Annotated in this window: 19 protein-coding genes; 9 read left to right on the forward strand and 10 right to left on the reverse strand. The window is 44.6% G+C overall.

Features of this window, described 5'->3' with window-relative positions; genetic code table 11:
- Positions 1-29: 29 nt before the first annotated feature.
- From cobC to cobT, 4 genes are read right to left on the reverse strand one after another with little or no spacing between them, the layout of a single operon-like run.
- Positions 30-644 carry an alpha-ribazole phosphatase gene (cobC, locus tag R7E47_RS08905; protein WP_025766770.1) on the reverse strand — a complete coding sequence of 205 codons (615 nt, stop codon included), beginning with the start codon at positions 642-644 and terminating at the stop codon, positions 30-32.
- A gap of 11 nt (positions 645-655) precedes the next feature.
- Entirely contained in the window at positions 656-1,189 is a 534-nt protein-coding gene (gene cobU, locus R7E47_RS08910; RefSeq protein WP_025766771.1) for a bifunctional adenosylcobinamide kinase/adenosylcobinamide-phosphate guanylyltransferase, read from the reverse strand.
- Entirely contained in the window at positions 1,186-1,992 is an 807-nt protein-coding gene (locus tag R7E47_RS08915; RefSeq protein WP_025766772.1) for an adenosylcobinamide-GDP ribazoletransferase, read from the reverse strand. Before R7E47_RS08915 ends, cobU begins: the two co-directional genes overlap by 4 nt.
- Complete coding sequence (cobT, locus tag R7E47_RS08920) at positions 1,992-3,035, reverse strand: nicotinate-nucleotide--dimethylbenzimidazole phosphoribosyltransferase (protein ID WP_025766773.1); 1,044 nt, start codon at positions 3,033-3,035, stop codon at positions 1,992-1,994. Before cobT ends, R7E47_RS08915 begins: the two co-directional genes overlap by 1 nt.
- 249 nt (positions 3,036-3,284) lie before the next feature.
- Between cobT and R7E47_RS08925 the strand changes: the two genes are divergently transcribed.
- The 7 genes from R7E47_RS08925 to purT all read left to right on the forward strand — a co-directional run bounded on the left by R7E47_RS08925 (position 3,285) and on the right by purT (position 10,873).
- Positions 3,285-3,974 (forward strand): NAD(P)H-binding protein, encoded by a 690-nt coding sequence (locus R7E47_RS08925; protein ID WP_025766774.1) that lies wholly within the window; start codon positions 3,285-3,287, stop codon positions 3,972-3,974.
- A gap of 200 nt (positions 3,975-4,174) precedes the next feature.
- Positions 4,175-5,548 carry an L-cystine transporter gene (locus R7E47_RS08930; RefSeq protein WP_025766775.1) on the forward strand — a complete coding sequence of 458 codons (1,374 nt, stop codon included), beginning with the start codon at positions 4,175-4,177 and terminating at the stop codon, positions 5,546-5,548.
- Between the two features lie 157 nt (positions 5,549-5,705).
- Entirely contained in the window at positions 5,706-7,127 is a 1,422-nt protein-coding gene (sbcB, locus tag R7E47_RS08935; protein WP_047100708.1) for an exodeoxyribonuclease I, read from the forward strand.
- Between the two features lie 55 nt (positions 7,128-7,182).
- The gene (locus R7E47_RS08940; protein ID WP_005397786.1) at positions 7,183-7,557 is read left to right on the forward strand and encodes a CidA/LrgA family protein; all 375 of its coding nucleotides are present in this window, start codon (positions 7,183-7,185) and stop codon (positions 7,555-7,557) included.
- 1 nt (position 7,558) lies between these two features.
- Entirely contained in the window at positions 7,559-8,236 is a 678-nt protein-coding gene (locus R7E47_RS08945; protein ID WP_005377888.1) for an LrgB family protein, read from the forward strand.
- A 430-nt stretch (positions 8,237-8,666) separates the two neighbouring features.
- Positions 8,667-9,554, forward strand: coding sequence for a cytidine deaminase (cdd, locus tag R7E47_RS08950; protein ID WP_005377892.1), 888 nt, complete (start codon positions 8,667-8,669; stop codon positions 9,552-9,554).
- Between the two features lie 143 nt (positions 9,555-9,697).
- Entirely contained in the window at positions 9,698-10,873 is a 1,176-nt protein-coding gene (gene purT, locus R7E47_RS08955; RefSeq protein ID WP_054866055.1) for a formate-dependent phosphoribosylglycinamide formyltransferase, read from the forward strand.
- Between the two features lie 72 nt (positions 10,874-10,945).
- Here purT and R7E47_RS08960 read toward each other — a convergent pair whose 3' ends face one another.
- A complete protein-coding gene (locus R7E47_RS08960) occupies positions 10,946-11,596 on the reverse strand; it encodes a thiopurine S-methyltransferase (protein ID WP_021707633.1) in 651 nt (216 codons plus the stop codon).
- 315 nt (positions 11,597-11,911) lie between these two features.
- Here R7E47_RS08960 and R7E47_RS08965 point away from each other — a divergent pair, with 315 nt between their 5' ends.
- Positions 11,912-12,691, forward strand: coding sequence for a phosphoribosylglycinamide formyltransferase (locus R7E47_RS08965; protein ID WP_025766820.1), 780 nt, complete (start codon positions 11,912-11,914; stop codon positions 12,689-12,691).
- Between the two features lie 122 nt (positions 12,692-12,813).
- Here the strand turns inward: R7E47_RS08965 and ihfA are convergent, their stop codons facing one another.
- Positions 12,814-13,110: an integration host factor subunit alpha gene (gene ihfA / locus R7E47_RS08970; RefSeq protein WP_005377899.1), complete on the reverse strand. Its 297-nt coding sequence runs from the start codon at positions 13,108-13,110 to the stop codon at positions 12,814-12,816.
- Between the two features lie 534 nt (positions 13,111-13,644).
- Here ihfA and R7E47_RS08975 point away from each other — a divergent pair.
- The gene (locus tag R7E47_RS08975) at positions 13,645-14,526 is read left to right on the forward strand and encodes an AEC family transporter (protein WP_042521947.1); all 882 of its coding nucleotides are present in this window, start codon (positions 13,645-13,647) and stop codon (positions 14,524-14,526) included.
- Between the two features lie 213 nt (positions 14,527-14,739).
- Here R7E47_RS08975 and pheT read toward each other — a convergent pair whose 3' ends face one another.
- The 4 genes from pheT to R7E47_RS08995 form a co-directional block, all read right to left on the reverse strand.
- Positions 14,740-17,145, reverse strand: a complete 2,406-nt coding sequence (gene pheT, locus R7E47_RS08980; protein ID WP_042521949.1) for a phenylalanine--tRNA ligase subunit beta — start codon at positions 17,143-17,145, stop codon at positions 14,740-14,742.
- Between the two features lie 18 nt (positions 17,146-17,163).
- Complete coding sequence (gene pheS / locus R7E47_RS08985) at positions 17,164-18,147, reverse strand: phenylalanine--tRNA ligase subunit alpha (RefSeq protein ID WP_005385470.1); 984 nt, start codon at positions 18,145-18,147, stop codon at positions 17,164-17,166.
- 191 nt (positions 18,148-18,338) lie between these two features.
- On the reverse strand, positions 18,339-19,514 hold the full coding sequence (locus tag R7E47_RS08990) for a hypothetical protein (protein WP_053350424.1): 1,176 nt from the start codon (positions 19,512-19,514) through the stop codon (positions 18,339-18,341).
- 10 nt (positions 19,515-19,524) lie between these two features.
- Complete coding sequence (locus R7E47_RS08995; RefSeq protein ID WP_025766823.1) at positions 19,525-20,316, reverse strand: outer membrane lipoprotein-sorting protein; 792 nt, start codon at positions 20,314-20,316, stop codon at positions 19,525-19,527.
- Positions 20,317-20,332: the final 16 nt, after the last annotated feature.

Consider the following 20,332-nt stretch of genomic DNA (forward strand, 5'->3'; position numbering starts at 1 on the left):
ATCGTTCTGGGCATTTTAATATTTATAAATTAACGAGTTAAAAGAGGTACGCCAATCGAACGCACCGAGGCGTAAATTTGCTCATCTATAGTAATTGTTATATGCGTGACAGAAGCGTTTCCTATCGACAACGTCGAATACCACTTTGGGTTACGCCAATCTAACTCCAATACATGAGCAAGAACCATACGAATGACGCCACCATGCGTGACGATAAGTAGATTGTCATTGATATCGTTGATGATTTGAGACCAAACGCGACATATGCGCTCAGAAAATGTGCTTAAGCTCTCAGCATTCGGCAACGTATGTTGTGCTGGCGATTGCCAAAAAGCATCTAGCTTTTTCCACTGCTCAGTGAGCAGATCAAAAGGCATACCATCAAAATCACCAAATGCCATCTCTTGTAAAGATTCATCCGTCATTACTGGTAATAATTGCTGTTCAGCAATGATGTTTGCCAGTTCTTGACAGCGTGAAAGTGGAGAAGAAATTATTCCACCCACACCTCGTCCACTCTCAGCCCAAGCCCGAGCAATACTCTCTTGATCAGCAGGCGTAACTTTTACATCTGTTTGGCCATGGAGTCCTGGTGGAGCGTCTACTTTTCCATGACGCACAAGATAGATATTGAGTGTTTTCATTTTGTTCCATCCTACTCTTTAAGAACCAACGGCAAACCAGCAGCAACAAAGGTAACGCGATGGCAAACACTGGCTAGTTTTTGATTCATCCGTCCTGCATTATCCACAAAATAACGACTAACCGCCCCCAAAGGTACAATGCCCATTCCAACCTCGTTAGAGACGAATATTAACGTCGCATCTGAGCCACGTACCATCTTTATAAGCTTTTCAATTTCTGCTTCTAGCTTCTCATGGGAACATTCATCACCTAACTCAAATATCCAATTGTTGAGCCACAAGGTTAAACAGTCGACCAATACAACATCGGTGGTAGCGAAATTTGTCAGTAACTCAGATAAATGAAGGGGGCATTCATGCTCTTGCCACTCGCCCCCGCGTTGCTTTTGATGATGCGCTATTCGCTCTCGCATTTCTTGGTCAAATGGCAGCGCGGTTGCAACATAGTGTAATGATCGATGAGAAGCGACCGATAATTGCTTAGCTGTTTTTTCTGCCAAATGCGACTTCCCAGAGCGCGCGCCACCGAGTATCAATTGCTTCATGAGGAGTGATACAACCCAATCATAGTGAGATAAACAAGCAGTTCCGATAGCTGCTGCGCTGCGCCAAGGCAATCCCCCGTAAAGCCGCCAATTCGCTTGGTTAACCAACGTTTGAACATCAAACGAAATACAACGAGAACAAGCGATATAAAGATCGCATCCGCGATACCAAGCACAAGCAATGTTATGCCACCAGTAAACAACAAAATGGAGACTTCTAGAGAAGACTGGCGACTTGCTAGCGGTTTACTTTTCGACGTATCACTGTCACTGACATAAGGTATGTCATAAATAAGCGTCGCTGCTAGTGCTCGGCTTGCGGTGTAAGCGACGACAATGATCAACCAAAAGTGCGGCAAGTTCGCCAGTTCACTCCAAAAAACATACTTAGCCAATAACGCCATAATGAGAGTGGCGGCACCATAAGTGCCAATACGACTGTCTTTCATAATAGAGAGGCGTCGCTCTACGGTCATGCCACCGCCAATGCCATCCGCCATATCGGTCAAGCCGTCTTCGTGAAAAGCCCCAGTTAACAATAAGCTAAACACCATCGTTAATACTATGGCAACCGACTCTGGGAAAAAAATTGAGGTGAGCGAGAATACCAAAGCGCAAAGTGCTCCAAGCACGAGACCAACTAACGCAAAGTAACGGCCTGCCTGATTCATGCGTTCTTCACTGTAAGGCAACGCTTGGGGCACGGGTAAGCGGCTAAAAAAACTGGTAGCTAATAGAAATAACTCCCACTGGTATCTTAACGATGACGGCGTGACTTTCTCAGAATTATCAGGGACTGACACTATACTGTAACTCCTGCACTCTCGAAGCTCGCCATTTTGTTGTAAAACTGAGCGGCAGCTTTTAACAAGGGTAAGGCAAGAGCGGCTCCTGTTCCCTCCCCTAGCCGTAAACCAAGGTCGAGCAGAGGTTCTGCTTTAAGATGTTCCAATACAAATTTATGTCCATTTTCTTCAGAGCGATGGGCAAACAACATGTATTCACGCGTTTCTTCGTCTAACAACGTCGCAATATAAGCCGCTACCGATACGATAAACCCATCCACTAAAACTGGAGTTTTAAGCCGCTTGGCTTCTAAAAAAGCGCCCACCATTTGTACGATTTCAAAGCCCCCAACCTGTGCGAGAATCGCTTTGGTATCAAGACCTCGACATCGGTTTACCCCCTGTGCTACCAGTTTATATTTGCGGCTCAACTGCTGTTGATTGATTCCGGTGCCAACGCCAACACAATAATCAATATCTAATGAGCTCAGCGCCGATAACAGTGCTGAGGCCGAACTGGTATTACCGATGCCCATCTCGCCGAACATCAAGAGGTTTGAACCATGCAAAATGGTATGCTCAGTAATCTTCGCACCATATTCTAAACCTAACGCCACTTGTTCTGGGGACATCGCTGATTGTTTAGAAAAATTAGCCGTACCGTTACCCAACCGTTGTTCAACCAAGTTGGGATGGGATTTAAATTCTGGAACCAGCACATCGATAGGAGCCAACATGCCGCAATCTATTACTTTGAGTTGAATGCCATTAATGTCGCAAAAACAGTTGATGGCTGCGCCGCCAGCGAGAAAGTTAGCCACCATTTGCTGAGTGACTTCGCTTGGCGCAATGCTCACGCCCTCCTCTGCAACGCCGTGATCTCCAGCAAATACCAGCATGCTTGGTTTGCAGATAGCGATGGAATCAACTGGCTGAGGTTTATCCTGGCTTTGAATAAGAGCTAACTGCAGTGCCACCTTTTCCAATAAGCCTAAAGAACCGACGGGTTTGATTTTGTTATCTATGCGTGCTTGTATCTCCGCAGCAAAAGAGTCATCCATTTTTTACGTTCCTTTGATGTTGTCTGGGTGAGAGGTGTTCTGTTATTCAAGAGGTCTTGTTCAGCGACAGTTTTTGCGCGCCCCACTATTGTATACACTTGCATCCAAGTGGGGCAGCGCTAATCAAGTTTATCTCAGGATAGTCTGCCGAGTTCGCAGAGCGTCTCACCTTTCTTGCACGAGATTATAAGTAACTCGTTGAAATCCGCTACAATAGCTGAGACTATGTTCCCATATAGGAGAAAAGATATGGATAACAACACCTGCGCAATCATCGCCGGTGCAACTGGCTTAGTAGGCTCAAAAGTCATTGCAAACCTCATAAATCAATCAGGTGTTGGAACATTATATTATCTTTCTCGCCGCACACTCGATGGCGTCCTAGATGTGGACAACAAGCTTATTCCTCTCATTGATGCAGACCTTTCTATCCACCAATGGGATGAGAACCAACCAACACCAACCATCGGCTTTATCTGTTTAGGCACGACCCTTAAGCAAGCAGGCAGTAAGGATAATTTGCGTAGAGTAGATGTTGATCTGGTGTGCAAAGTCGCCCAACAAATGAAAACAATCGGAGTCAAACGCCTTGCGGTTGTTTCTAGCCTCGGTGCAAATAGTAAATCGCCATCCCATTACTTAGCTTGTAAAGGACAAATGGAACAACGAATCGAAGCTATGGATTTTGAGGAAATCGTATTTGTTCGCCCAGGCCCGCTTGTTGGTCAACGTCAAAACCCAAGAATGGACGAGAAGTTAGTACAAACTCTGTTTAAGGTAATTCGCCCACTTATGCTAGGCAAACTGTCCAACTTTTTACCGATTCGAGCAGAAGATGTCGCCAAAGCGATGATTTATCAACTTTTCAGTTATCAAGAAGACTCGGTGGTTTACTTACAAAGGAAAGAAATGCGTGACTTACTGCATCACTACGAATAACCATTTTGTACAATTAACGTGCTAATTCACACTCTCACGCGACTTAGATCTCGTTTTTATATTCATTTTAGATCTAGCTAATACCCGTTTGTCATTTTTAAAGTTATATCACGAGCGTTATCTTACGCTCCATAAATAAATCCGTATAAAACCCCGTATAAAAAACAACCGCCACTTCGGCTGGTTGATAAGGTCAAATTATGAATTTTGCAGTGATAGCCTCTCTAGCCGTCTTTGTTGGAATATTGTTCTTTCTATTTAATCAACAACAAAAGAAACACACTCTTTCACGTCTCGTTTTGATCGGTCTTGTTACCGGTTCTCTTTTTGGGCTTGCTTTGCAACTCATTCACGGTGAAGGCAACAGCGCAATTGCTCAAACACTTGAATGGGTAGGCATTGTAGGCAGTGGCTACGTTGGTCTACTGAAAATGGTCATCATGCCACTGGTGTTAGTATCGATGATCTCTGCAGTTGTTAAATTGGAGAAAGGTGGCTCTTTAGGTAAAATTTCTGGCCTGACCATCTCTGTTCTTTTAGTAACGACTGCAATTGCTGCACTTATCGGTATCTTGGTGACAACGACATTTGGCCTTTCAGCAGAAGGGTTAACTGAAGGTGCGCGTGAAACCGCTCGTATCGCCGTTTTAGAAAGCCGTGCCGGTACAGTAAGTGACCTAACTATTCCTCAAATGCTAGTTAGTTTCATTCCAACCAACCCATTTGCTGATCTAACAGGTGCTCGCTCGACATCGATTATCGCTGTTGTGATTTTCGGCGTGTTAACTGGTATCGCCGCTCGTAAAGTGATGATAGAAAAAGCAGAGTTGGAATCACCGATTCGTACTTTCGTAGAAGCTGCTCAATCTATCGTTATGCGATTAGTGAAGATGATCATGGCCCTAACGCCATACGGCATCGCAGCACTGATGGCAAAAGTGGTAGCGACATCAAGCGCAGGCGACATCCTAAACCTACTTGGCTTTATTGTGGCGTCTTATGTTGCTATCGCACTGATGTTTGTTGTTCATGGCGTATTGGTCTCTTTTGTTGGCGTTAGCCCTGCGGAATACTTTAAGAAAATCTGGCCTGTACTGACCTTCGCGTTTACATCTCGTAGCTCAGCAGCAACAATTCCACTAAACGTAGAAGCGCAAATCACCAAGCTTAACGTACCACCAGCGATTGCAAACCTATCAGCATCGTTTGGTGCCACTATCGGCCAAAACGGCTGTGCGGGTATCTATCCTGCAATGCTGGCAGTGATGGTAGCTCCAACAATGGGCATCAACCCACTTGATCTACACTTTATCCTGTCATTGATTGCGATTATCACCATCAGCTCATTTGGTATTGCAGGTGTCGGCGGCGGTGCGACGTTTGCAGCCTTGATTGTTCTTCCTGCAATGGGCTTACCTGTGACCATCGCAGCGCTGCTTATCTCTATTGAACCATTGATTGACATGGCACGTACCGCACTAAACGTTTCAGGCTCAATGACTGCGGGTACAATTGCTAGCCGAGTGCTGAAGTCACCAGAAAGTGAAGCAACATTGGAAGAAACACGAGCATAGAACTCAAATTCCTTCCAAAGCGATAAAACGTAAAATATCAAGCCGATGGTTCGCCATCGGCTTTTTTCATTTTCAAAAATTCAACTTGCATCTTTCGTTGCTAGTCAAGGCGTTGAATGGTCTAATACTGTCATCGGTTTTGTAAACGGTAAGCAGAATGCACCAAGATAATCAGCCCACTTTTTTCTTCTTTGATTATGAGACATGGGGAACCAACCCCGCGAAAGATCGCCCAAGCCAGTTTGCTGGTGTTCGTACAGATGAAAACTTTAATATCATCGGCGAGCCTTTAGTCATGTACTGCCAGCCACCTGCTGATTATCTTCCGTCTCCTGAAGCTGCGCTTATTACTGGTATTACTCCGCAAAAAACGGTTCAAGAAGGCCTTTCTGAGCCAGAGTTTATCGCTAAGATTCACGCTGAACTCGCGAGACCAAATACCACCAGTTTAGGCTACAACAGCATTCGCTTTGATGACGAAGTGACCCGTTATACTTGTTATCGCAACTTTATCGATCCATACGCATGGAGTTGGCAAAACGGTAACTCGCGTTGGGATTTACTCGATGTACTACGCGCGTGCCATGCCCTTCGCCCAGAAGGCGTAGAATGGCCAGAAAACGAAGATGGCTTCACTAGCTTTAAATTAGAACACTTGTCTGTGGCTAACGGCATAGAACATAGTAACGCGCACGATGCCATGGCAGATGTGATTGCGACTATCGAAATGGCAAAGAAAGTAAAAGCAGCGCAACCAAAATTGTTTGATTACTTTTTTTCTATGCGCCAAAAGCGCAAGCTCAATGATTTAGTCGACATCGTCAACATGACACCGTTGATGCACGTTTCAGGCATGTTAGGGCGCGAATGCCAGTACACTAGCTGGATTGTGCCTGTTGCTTGGCATCCAACCAATAATAATGCCGTTATCACCATCGATTTAGCGAAAGACCCTCAACCTATTCTTGAGCTATCCGCAGAAGAGCTGCACGAAAGACTCTACACTAAGCGCGAAGATCTTGGTGAATTGCTACCAGTGCCAGTTAAACTAGTTCATTTGAACAAATGCCCTATTCTCGCCCCTGCAAAAACGTTAACGGCTGAAAATGCAGAGTCTATTGGCATTGATCGCCAGCAATGTCTCGCTAATCTCGCTTTGTTGCGCCAACATCCTGAAATTAGAGAAAAGCTGATTAGCCTCTTTTCAGTCGAGCGTAAATTCGATAAAAGTGATGACGTCGATACACAGCTTTACGACGGGTTCTTTTCTCCGGCTGATCGCGCAGCTATGGATATCATTCGAGAAACCGACCCGAATAATCTTGCTGCATTAGACATTGAATTTGATGACAAGCGTATTAAACCTCTATTGTTCCGCTATCGTGCGCGTAACTTCCCAGGCACATTAGACGAGCAAGAACAAAGACGCTGGGCACTACACTGTCGAGAAGTGTTTGAAAGCCAAATTGAAGAGTACATGCTGAATTTAGAAAACTTAGTTCACGAACATGAAAGTGACGAAAAGAAGATTGCGATATTAAAATCCGTGTACTGTTATGTAGAGAGCTTAGCTTCCTAACTCCTCCTAATACAAGCGCACCTTATGGTGTGCTTGTTGTTTATATACTGTCAAAATGATTAAAGAACGATTCTTACAACTGATCCAACTGCTCATTTCAATCTTCCTCATCATGGGAGCACTTGGCATCGGAATTACCATTCAAAAGTTCACTGGCGTTTCCGTTCCAGGAAGTGTCATCGGTATGCTCGTACTGTTTTTCTCCATGACTCTTGGGCTTGTAAAAGTCGACTGGGTCAAACCGGGCGCCACGCTATTTATCCGCTATATGATCTTATTGTTCGTTCCTATTAGCGTCGGATTAATGCAACATTTCGATATGCTACTCGCTAATGCCCTCCCTATCATTGCTAGCGCAGTTGGAGGCTCACTCATTGTACTAGTCAGCCTCGCTTGGCTGCTGGACTACTTGTTAAAGGAGAAGCACTGATATGTGGTTAGTTGTTACCATTGCGGTTTTTCTTGTCGCGCGCCAAATTGCAATCAAAGTGAATAATCCTCTAGCAAATCCTTTGCTGATCAGTATTGCAGTGCTCATTCCTTTGCTTACTTACTTAAATGTACCGTTTGAAACGTATTATGCGGATAACGAAGGGATCAGTTTTTTACTTCAACCAGCCGTAGTTGCTCTGGCTTATCCACTATATGAACAACTACCACAGATTAAAGCAAACTGGCGAATCATCACTTTTGCTTGCACAGTAGGCAGTGTGATGTCGATGATGACAACCACCTTGATCGCAGTCGCTTTCAAAGCGGATATCAGTTTAATCGCGAGTCTAGTGGGTAAGTCCGTCACTACACCAATAGCGATGGAAATATCGAGTCACCTCGGTGGTGAAGCCGCCGTTGCAGCGATCTTGGTTCTGATTGTCGGTTTATTGGGCGCAATTTTGGCATACCCAATTTACAATTTGATTGGAATTAAACACCCGATTGCACGTGGTCTGACAATGGGTACAGTCTCTCATGCCTTAGGCACCGCTACTTGTGCAGAGAAACAGCCCATAGATGCCGCGTTCTCATCACTCGCATTGGTTTTATGTGGGATCATAACTTCTATTTTGGCTCCAAGCTTTTTTGCTTTGGCTGTCTGGCTATATCAATAGTTAAGCGCTCTCGGTCTGCCCTCCTTCCGGCAGGCCGTAGCCTTTCCGCTTCTTCCTTACCCTTTTCAAAACCCTATCTTATCTATCAACCTCACCCAGTAATATCGTGAAGGGACTTGATCGAGATATACATTCATAGCATTAGCATTCTAGGTGCTACCACTCGCTCTAGATTACGTAGGTATAAAGTAGCATAGCGGTAAAAGTCGCGTTAGTAACATACTCCTGCTCCTTGGTCATATGAATATATACTGATATGGTTAATTGTGAGACGGAGATAACGCTTCACACCTGTGCAATCGAATACATGTGTGAGCTCACTCTAATTATGTAACAGAATTATCAATTGCATTATTTATCGTGATCTAACGCACGGAACATTTCTATCTTTCACATAGAATAACTGTCCATGCAATAACAAGGATTCAACATGAAAAGTCGCATTGAACAGGCGCTAGCAGGCGCTCCAGAAGCACTTTCCAAACAACTTGCTCCTATCATCCAAGCTGATGATTTTGATGCTACGCTTTCAGTTCAACAATTTGAGCAGTTGCTTTCAGCTACCGGTCTATCAGACAAAGAGCTTCGTGTTGCGCTACTTCCTTTTGCCGCAGCGTACTCCTATGCTCCCCTTTCTGACTTTTATGTCGGCGCTATCGTTCGTGGTCTTTCAGGTCGCCTTTACTTCGGTGCCAACATGGAATTCTTTGGTGTACAGTTGGGTCAAACGGTTCACGCAGAGCAGTCTGCGATTAGCCATGCTTGGATGAAAGGCGAACGTGGTGTTAAGGATATCACTATCAACTTCAGCCCATGTGGTCACTGCCGCCAGTTCATGAATGAGTTATCTACCGCAAACGAGCTTAAAATCCAGCTCCCAGAACGCGAAGAAAAGTCACTTCATGAATACCTGCCTGAAGCCTTTGGACCAAACGATCTCGGTATCGAGTCCGGCTTAATGGCAGAAGTTAAACACCAGTTCTCATGTGATGATGAAGACGCACTCATCCAAAGTGCAGTTGAAGCGATGAACATGAGCCACTCACCATACACCAACAACTTGAGTGGTTTAGCATTAGAGATGACTAGCGGCCGTGTATTCCAAGGCGCTTATGCAGAAAATGCAGCGTTCAATCCTAGCTTGCCGCCGTTACAAGTTGCGCTAATCCAAGTTTTACTTGCGGGTGAAACCTTTGACAGCATCAAAGCCGCTGCATTGGTAGAGAACTCAGAAGGTAAGATCAGTCATTTAGCCGATACGCAATCAACGTTGGAAGCGTTGAATCCAGATATTCCGCTTAGTTTTGTCAACGTATAAACGACAAATTCAACAAAAAGCTCTACAACATGTAGAGCTTTTTTATTACCTAAAAACCAAAAGCAAACGTTTGCTTTGTCATAAAACTTCAGTATGATCTCCTGCAATTTCTGTCTCATCACTCTATTTTGTAAGGGAACACTATGTTTGGCACTGCAACTAGCGCAAATGCTACCCGTGTATTACTTTTAGGCTCTGGCGAACTCGGTAAAGAAGTCGCCATTGAATGCCAGAGACTTGGTTTAGAAGTGATTGCTTGTGATCGCTATGCCAATGCTCCAGCGATGCAAGTCGCTCACCGTAGTTATGTTATCGACATGTTAGATGGAAACGCCTTAGAAGAAGTTATTACGAAGGAACAACCTACTTACGTCGTACCAGAAATTGAAGCCATCGCAACCGGCAAACTGGTAGAGCTTGAAGAGAAAGGACTGAATGTTGTTCCAACCGCTAAGGCAACCAGGCTAACAATGAATCGTGAAGGTATCCGACGTTTGGCAGCAGAAGAACTGGAATTGACGACTTCACCTTATCGTTTTGCAGATAACTTTGAAGACTTCAAAGCCGCGGTTGAGCATGTGGGTCTTCCGTGCGTGGTGAAGCCTGTGATGAGCTCTTCAGGTAAAGGGCAAAGTGTTATCAAGACCGAAGACGACGTTACAAAAGCATGGGATTACGCTCAGGAAGGCGGACGTACGGGTGCAGGTCGCGTTATCGTGGAAGGTTTTATCGACTTCGATTACGAAATCACTTTATTGACCATCAGAGCCGTTGACGGTGTGCATTTCTGTGCTCCAATTGGTCATCGTCAGGAAGATGGCGACTACCGCGAATCATGGCAACCGCAAGCTATGTCAGAAAACGCAGTAAAAGCAGCTGAATACACGGCTGAGAAAGTGGTAAACGCGCTCGGTGGCTACGGCATCTTTGGTGTAGAGCTGTTTGTCAAAGGCGATAAAGTCATTTTCAATGAGGTCTCTCCTCGCCCTCACGATACGGGTATGGTTACAATGATTTCGCAGGAAATGTCTGAGTTTGCTCTCCACGTGCGCGCGTTTACCGGAATGCCAATTAATAATATTGTGCAATATGGCCCATCTGCGTCTGCTGTTATTCTTGGACAAGGGACTTCCACAAACATTCGCTTTGAAAACCTAAGCAAAGCTTTAGCTCAACCTCAAACACAAGTTCGTCTATTCGGTAAGCCAGAAATCGATGGTCGCCGCCGTTTAGGTGTTGTCCTTACGCGACGAAAAACCACCGAAGAAGCCGTTCAAGATGCTGTTGAAAGTGCTTCAAAAGTGAATATCATTTATTAAATACGAACCACTCATACAAAAATAGCGCAGCTCAAATTGCTGCGCTATTTCGTGTTCCAAACCGAAGAGAGCCTATTCACTCTCGATTAAGTACACTTCTTCAGAGAAGCGACTTAAGCCTTTTTTCGCAATTTTAGGATGATTCTCGTCAGCTTCATCTACGTTCAAACAAGTAACTTTGTAACCTGAAAATAACTGCTCAATCTCTTCGACCGGCACGCTAAATGGAGGCCCCGCCATCTCTTCTTGAGGATAGTTGAGTGTAACAAGCAAAATACGACCGCCTGGGTTCAAAAGTTGCTTGAGACGCTCTACATACTCCTCTCGCATATCTTGCGGTAAAGCAACCAACGCGGCGCGATCATAAATGATATCGGCTTGAGATACTGGTGCAGTGAAAAAGTCCCCAGTATAAATAGAGAGCTCATCAAATTGATAAAGCTCGTGCATGCCATTAAGAGGCGTTACCGTTGGCGTGTAAAAATGTTCAGCAAAAAAGGCACGCACAGCAATATGGCTTAGCTCAACGCCTTCAACCGAATCATGCTTCATCGCTAGCCAAATCAAGTCTTCTGACTTTCCACATAAAGGAACTAACACTTTATCTTCACGCTTTGGATTAGTGTGTTTCCAATATACTGGTAATAGCGGGTTTACATCTTCCAAGTGAAATCCGATTTGATTGCTGGCCCATTTGTTATGCCAAAATTCTTGGTCTCTCATTTTACTTTCTACTTGTCGGCTGTTTTCATTTTGAGAGGTAAGACTAACGTTTTTTTTCAATTTGTCTATGCCGTTCATCTTTGGTTAATACTGCGGTGATAGGATGTAATCGGTCTCATAGGAGACGCGCCTTTATCTGATAATCAGAATAAAGAAAAGAGAAATGGTGATCTAACGCACGATTCTACTTCAAGATAAAACTGAAACCTTGGAATCTTTCGTAATGGCCCCATTTATAAGTTAGTACCTGATTTGCCGAACTTAGCGACCTTTATGTTCCCTATTTTCTAAGTACAAGCAAGTTAAGGAGAGTGAATGAGCTTATTTCTTCGTACTACAGCATTGATGCTTTTGGTACTTAGCCGTGCACCGGCATTTGCCGCACTTCCAATTACCCCTGCGCCTAGTGGCGAACAAAATCGTTCAACCAGCCAAAACGAAGTTTGTTCGAAACTTTTTAAACACAGCCTTAGCGGTTTATATGGCATTCAGTCAATCGACACCACACCAACTCAGCCATATTCTGACTTCGACATTCTTTACAGCAAAGCTCACCAAGCACAATTTGAACTTGAAACTATCTGTAAGAGTACCGCACTTCTTAATGACGCTCAGCCATACTTCGCAGGCGTGAAATCCAAACAACGAGCAGAAGAAAAGATAGCTTTAGAGTTAGATGGGAAAGTTGAACGTATTACTGACCTAGCACGTGCAACGATTGTAGCTGAAGACGTCGCGAGCTTAGTCTCCATTTATGAAACGTTAGAGCGTGAAACAACGATTGTGAAAGTAAAAAATCGATTCAAAAAACCTGGCCCTTCAGGATATAGAGACTTGAACTTGCTCGTTCGTTTACCAAAAACAAACCTAGTAGCCGAAGTTCAACTGCACTTGAAAGCAATCGCAGATGTAAAAAGCGGTCCCGAACACGACCTATACGAAAAAATCCAGAAACTAGAACGTCAAGCGATGTTGGAAAAACGTGAGCTAAGCGAAATAGAGCTTGCCTCTATTCGCAACATGCGTACACAGTCTAAGAACTTGTACCAACAAGCATGGCAACCATACTTAACAACGCATCTAGAAGCGGCGTAACCGATATCATTAGGCGTCTCTCATAAACAGAAAAACCACCGCATTGCGGTGGTTTTCATTTGTATGCTCACGAATTTTACGCAAAAAAAAGACCACGCCTTAGCGTGATCCATTTATTCGGCTTACTGTACTTTCTTCAGGTTTTCTACACGAGCTTTTAACTTCTGACCCGGGCGAAAAGTCACTACACGTCGAGCAGTAATTGGAATATCTTCACCAGTTTTCGGGTTACGACCAGGTCGTTCATTCTTGTCACGAAGATCAAAGTTACCAAAACCTGACAGTTTTACCTGTTCGCCACTTTCCAGTGCCTTACGAATCTCTTCAAAGAACACTTCCACCGTTTCCTTGGCGTCCCGCTTACTAAATCCTAATTTATCAAACAGGTTTTCTGCCAGTTCGGCTTTTGTGAGCGCCATAAAACTTTCCTCAAAGCTATGTTAAACAATGCTACGTTAGTGTAGCGCCAGAGCAGTTTTACCCTACCAATTCAACAACATATCGGGGTTACATCAGGAAGTGTATGACAAGCTTATGATTTTCGCCAACTTTTTTCTTGGCGAACAAAAGGAATAGCACTACGTAAATTATTGTTAAACGCCAGAAATTTGATATTTTTGTTTTTGTTTCATCTTTATCAGGAAAAACATCCAGATTATAAAACTAAAATTAGTTTAAATATCAACATTAAACACTATTTAATAAAAATATCAGATATTGGTTATTTAACAGACACTTGACATAGAACTTGTCGTAAATTCAGTGATTTGTATGTAACTCGATACGTAACAATTAGATTAAAAGGTATGACCACCTGTACTTTGCAACTATGCTTAGAAAGCTTGATTAAACCCACGCTTCTCGCTGTTTAACGATGACGCCATATATAAAGATTGATAATGTGGAAGTTCGTGTATTTCCTCATTAGCTTCTTACACTGCTTCTAGGCGACCATGATTAATCAAATCATAAATATTCTTTTCCCTGTTTTTGCTCTTGTCGGAGTTGGCTATTTGGTCGGTCGTTACATCAAGCCTGACTTTCGCCCAATAAACCGCATTAATATTGAGGTATTTACGCCAGCACTGGTATTTTCGTCACTCGTTAGCATGCCGCTCGATTCAAATCAGGGGCCACTTCTTTTGGCGGCAATTGTCGCGGTTTTAATTCCCGCACTACTCATGATCCCGGTATGTCGATGGACGTCACTCTCGTTTAAAACCTGGGCGCCACCACATATGTTTCGCAATAGCGGAAATCTAGCTATTCCTTTGTTTACCTATACGTTTGGAGAAATTGCGCTGTCGTCAGCAGTGCTTTTATTTGTCGTGTCAGCATGCTTGCATATCAGCTTAGGCATAATGCTGCTTAGTCATGGCAACCCTTTTAAGCAAATAGTCAAGATGCCAATCTTTTTAGCAGCGTCGTTGGCTCTGTTTCTCAACGTGTCAAATGTGGGTGCATGGGCGCCTTTATACGAAGCCACGGCTCTACTTGGGCAAGCGGCCGTACCCGTGATGCTTTTATCTCTGGGGGCACAAATGTGTCATTTAAGGTTGGACGGTTTAAAGATTGGTGTGTTGTGTACCGTGCAGTCACTGGCAACTGGTGCTGTCGCTTTTGCACTTATTTATTGGTTAATTCCCCTTCCAACGATGCAATTGCAAATGATGGTGCTCTTCACAATGCTGCCGCCAGCCGTCATGAATTACCTATTTGCGGAAAGGCTGAATATAGAACCCATGAAAGTGGCGTCAATGGTACTATTTGGCAACTTTTTCAGCATTCTTACGCTACCTCTTCTGCTTAGCTATACCCTCTCACTCGCTGCCTAACCGCCAACAAGCTATCGTTAGCGTGTATTAGCTGAAAAACAATACGTTCCTAATCTCGGGTAAGGGCCATCCCTAGTTTGGTCTAGTATTTTAAAGTAATGAGGGATGGTGCGAGCAGTAAGGAACTTGAACAACGATAAGGTAATCCTAAAAATAAAAAACCCTGCCAAACTGGCAGGGTTTTCATTTCTTAAGAAGATACGTTACGCGAGATTAGTCACGCAGAGACGCACCAAACTTCTCAGAAACGTGAGCAACGATAGCGTCAACCGCACCAGCGATATCTGCATCTTCAAGCGTACGCTCAAGTGACTGTAGAGTCAGAGCGATTGCTAGGCTCTTCTTACCATCTTCAACGCCTTTACCTACGTAAACGTCGAACAGTTTCGCATCTTTAAGGAACTCGCCACCTTGCTCTAGACAAGCGTTAACAATGTCACCAGATGCAACAGCTTCATCCACTACTACCGCGATATCACGACGGTTTGAAGGGAATTTAGAAAGTGCTACCGCTTCTGGGATCACTTTGCTGTTGATTGCAGACCATTCGATTTCGAATACGATAGTACGACCGTTTAGACCGAACTTACGCTCAAGCTCAGGGTGAACGGTACCGATCACGCCTACTTCTTTGCCGTCTACGATGATTGCCGCAGATTGACCTGGGTGAAGAGCTGGATTAGCTTTTTTGCTTTCAGGTGACAGTGCAGCGAAAGAGTACGCTTTTTCGTTCGCAGATAGCTCTAGAATCGCTTCTAGATCGCCCTTAAGGTCGAAGAAATCAACAGTGTTGGTTTCGATATCCCAGTGCTCTTCACCACGAGTACCAGCAATAACACCTGCAAGCATAGGCTCTTGACGCATGCCGTTTTCTGCAGATTCACATGGGATGAAACGTAGGCCATATTCGAATAGACGAACACGTGGCTGTTGACGCTTCTGGTTGTGAACAACCGTGTTCAGCAGACCTTGGATAAGACCAAGACGCATTGCTGACATGTCTGCAGAAATTGGGTTTGGAAGCACTAGAGGCTCAACACCAGGTACAACTAGCTTTTGTTGCTCAGGCTCAACGAAGCTGTATGTAATTGCTTCGTGGTAACCACGGTCAACAAGAAGATCACGAACGCGTTTCAGTGGAAGATCCGCTTCAACGTGGTTGTGCATCTTAAGTGCTGCTGCTGGGTGTTGGTTAGGAATGTTGTCGTAACCGTAGATACGGCCAACTTCTTCAATCAGGTCTTGCTCGATAGCGATATCGAAACGCCATGTTGGCGCTACTGCCATCCAACCTTCTTCTGAAGCTTCAACCGTCAAACCTAGACGCTCTAAGATTTCTACTACGTCGCTATCAGCGATGTGGTGACCTAGCAGGTTGTCTAGCTTAGTACGACGTAGAGCAACTTTGTTTGGCTTAGGTAGGTCTGCTTCAGACTCTACTGCAACAACAGGTGCTACTTCACCGCCACAGATCTCAACAAGAAGCTGAGTTGCACGCTCCATTGCGCTCACTTGTAGTGCGTAATCCACACCACGCTCGAAACGCATTGAAGAATCAGTGTGAAGACCGTAGCTACGTGCGCGGCCACGGATGTGGTCAGGTGCAAAGAATGCACACTCTAGTAGAACGTCTTTAGTCTCAGTTGTTACACCAGAGTCTTCACCACCAAAGATACCTGCGATTGCAAGTGCTTTGTTGTGGTCAGCAACTACAAGTGTATCTGCGTTTAGTTCTGCTTCGTTGCCGTCAAGAAGCGTTAGCTTCTCACCTTGCTCAGCCATACGAACTACGATGCCACCCTCGATCTTCGCTAGATCGAATGCGTGCATTGGTTGGCCTTGCTCTAGAAGAACGTAGTTAGTGATGTCTACTACAGGGTCGATCGAGCGAATACCACAACGACGCAGTTTCTCTTGCATCCATAGTGGCGTTTCAGCTTGAACGTTTACGTTCTTAACTACACGACCTAGGTAACGTGGACACGCAGCTGGCGCTTTCACTTCGATAGACACTTTATCGTCGATTGAAGGGGCAACTGCTTCTACTAATGGCTCTGTCACGTCAGCACGGTTTAGTACGCCAACTTCACGAGCTAGACCACGAATGCTGAAACAGTCTGCGCGGTTTGCTGTTAGGTCTACGTCTACTGTTACGTCGTCTAGACCTAGGAATTCACGGAAATCAGTACCGATTACTGCGTCTTCTGCTAGTTCCATGATGCCGTCTGACTCAACGTCGATACCTAGTTCAGTGAACGAACAAAGCATGCCGTGAGATGGCTGGCCACGTAGTTTCGCTTTTTTGATTTTGAAATCGCCAGGAAGAACAGCACCAACTGTTGCTACTGCTACTTTCAGACCTTGGCGACAGTTAGGTGCGCCACAAACAATGTCTAGAAGCTCTTCTTCACCCACGTCAACTTTAGTTACGCGCAGTTTGTCTGCATCTGGGTGTTGACCACATTCAACAACGTGACCGACTTTAACGCCAGTAAAAGAACCAGCAACAGGAAGAACGTCGTCTACCTCTAGACCGGCCATTGTAATTTGGTGAGTTAGCTCGTCAGTAGTAACCGCAGGGCTTACCCACTCACGAAGCCATGATTCGCTGAATTTCATGTTGATGAACCCTCTGGATTACTTGAACTGTTTTAGGAAACGAAGATCGTTCTCGAAGAACGCACGTAGGTCGTTCACGCCGTAACGAAGCATTGTTAGACGCTCAACACCCATACCGAATGCGAAACCAGAGTATTTTTCAGGATCGATACCTACGCTACGTAGCACGTTCGGGTGAACCATACCGCAGCCTAGTACTTCTAACCATTTACCGTTTTTGCCTTTCACGTCTACTTCAGCTGAAGGCTCAGTGAATGGGAAGTAAGATGGACGGAAACGTACTTCTACTTCTTCTTCGAAGAAGTTACATAGGAAATCGTGCAGGATGCCTTTCAGCTGAGCAAAGTTTACGTTCTCATCAACCAGCATGCCTTCCACTTGGTGGAACATTGGCGTGTGCGTTTGGTCGTAGTCGTTACGGTATACACGGCCTGGTGCGATGAAACGGAATGGTGGTTTACCATTTTCCATCGTACGGATCTGTACGCCTGACGTATGAGTACGAAGCATCAAGTCTGGGTTGAAGAAGAAAGTATCGTGGTCAGTACGAGCTGGGTGATCAGCTGCGATGTTTAGTGCATCAAAGTTGTGGAATGCATCTTCGATCTCTGGGCCTGCCTCGGTGTTAAAACCAAGTTCGCCAAAGAACTTCTCAATACGCTCTACAGTACGAGTTACTGGGTGTAAACCACCGTTTTCAATACGACGACCTGGTAGTGTTACGTCGATTGTTTCTGCTGCTAGTTTCGCTTCAAGCTCAGCACGTTGTAGTGCATCTTTACGAGCTGCGATAGCTTGCTGAACTACGCCTTTCGCTTTGTTGATCTCTTGACCAGCTTCACGGCGTTCTTCTGGTGGTAGTTTGCCTAGGCTTTGAAGTTGAGCAGTTAGCTCACCTTTTTTACCCAGATACTGAACACGCACTTCATCAAGTGCGACTAGCGATTCGGCAGCTTCAATTGCAGTGCTCGCGCTAGCAATGATCTCTTCTAGATGTTGCATCGTTTCCTCATCTACCTGTAGGTAGTGTCCATAAGGGAGTGATTGGTTTTTTGATAGCTGTACATAGTAGCCAAACCGGGCACCAATGCCAAATTGAATTACGAAAAGAAGAGGTTATTGAATAAAAAGAGCACAAAAACGTCAAAAATGTCATCTTTAGTTAATCTGCCGTTTAGTTGTGCCCTTTTGTTTTAGAAATAGTATTGAATAGATAGCTCGATAAAATCGTCATCTCTAGCGAAGTAGAGCAAATCATTTGGTGTTTCATTTTTAAACAACCAAGCATCAATTTGCCACTTAACGTGATTCGATATTCGGCTCGATGCTTCTAACTTAGCATTGTAAACATTAGCGTTATCTAAATCCTTCGTGATTCCCGTCAATACTTCCGTTCCGTCCTCATCATTGAGCGCCCAACGAATACCTGCAAACACATCATTTTGACCGATAGTTTGTGCGTTGTTCCCACGACTGTCATAGAGGTACTCACCAATGACCCCCACATCCCAAACCGTGTCAAATGCACCGACGAAGGTATACTCAAAACCCGTCACAAGACCGACATGATTATCAGCGCTATCTCGATAAACACTTTCTAGTTTCCATAACCAATCGCCAACAATTCCTTGCACATCCAGACCGACATGACTCATCAGAGCGTAGTAAGGCTTTAATTCTCCGTACTCTAAACGAAAGTAAGGATCCCGGTTTGTTCCATATAAATAGCTTAGGCCTACGTCCCAATCGCCAAGCATTTTCGAATATCGAAAAGCCACATCTACGTGCTTCTCTTCTCTGCTTGATTCATAGATAGCATCATCAGAGACAACGGGTTCGGTTCGCAAGCGGCCATCTGTACCCGCAAACGTTCGTTCCCTAAAGTAAGGTAACAACATTGCGTGGACGGTGCCCCAGTCTTTGAAAGAGGTAAAATGTAACATCGGCTGACCGAGTTTATCTTCACCATCGACGGCTTCAATGGCATCTGTTTGGTTTACTACATCAACTAAATGGGCTGATTCAGTCACTCCCCAAAAGACCTTACTAATCCCAACTCGAAGCTCATAATCATCCCAATAAGTCAGATAAAGTGCCTCTCGTATGTCGCCATGACTTCGCTCATCGTCTAGACCATCCAGACGATAGAAAGGTGTGAAAGTAAAGTTTGCATCACCATTTTGCATCTCCCAGTAAAATTCTGGCTGCAAAACCAATGACGTTTGCGCTTTGCTCTGACCCTGAGAGCCCGTTTTAAAAAACTGACGATGCTCAATATTGACTTGTCCTGCGAGCTCGACGGCAGTCAGAGGCATTGAGTAAAAAAAGGCTGCTGCACTAAGCAACAACCCAACATTTAATCGCTTCATTTTTCCTCCACTACCTCACTCGCTTCAACACATTCTTATGAAAGTCATTGTCTTGTAATCCAGTGTTAAAACGCATTTCGCTAGTCGTTAGCTCTGTACTTTTTCCTGTTTGATGGTTTGTCATCGCCATAGTGTGCGCGCGCCAATATTGGTTGAGATATTGCTTGTAATCGGAAAAAGAAAGCGTTTTTAACAAAGAGCCTTTGCGGTCGTAAAACTCAACTTTAAGTGGACGATAATGCGCTTTATCTAACCACACCGTTTGCTTGGTATAACCTGAGTTCTTATCGGTCGGAATTTGTTCTACGACGAAAACATCTTGCCCGTTTATGCTGTCATCTTTTAGGTAGTTGAAACGGTATTTTTCAATCTCAAAGGAACTGAGATCCTCATACGCGAATTCACTGCCCATAAAAGGACCTGATTTATTACGCGAGGAAATACGTTTCACACGTTTCAGTGCAGGAAGGTAAAGCCATTGGTCATCGGCACCCACCGTATGAGAATGATTGAGAAACGCCGTGCCTTTTACATCTCTCGGTTCATCAAATATCGTGAGCCCTTTGTCACCATCGCCATCAACTTCGAGTGATTGTAAGCGCATTAAACGTGTGCTGCTTTCTCCTTGCGCGTTTCGCAGAATCATTTGCATCGTAGCAACAGAATCCCCCCACCCTTCATCACGGGCTTTGCGCTCTTGGGCAATTTCTAGTCCTTTTGCTTCATCCGCCAACACCGCATGACTCATAATAAGCGAGACAGAAAGTACTGATACTTTTAAGGCATTTTTTACTAAATTCATGTTCAATCCTTTAATT

The sequence above is a fragment of the Vibrio sp. Vb1026 genome (genome assembly GCF_033338745.1).
Taxonomy (GTDB): Bacteria; Pseudomonadota; Gammaproteobacteria; order Enterobacterales; family Vibrionaceae; genus Vibrio; species Vibrio alginolyticus.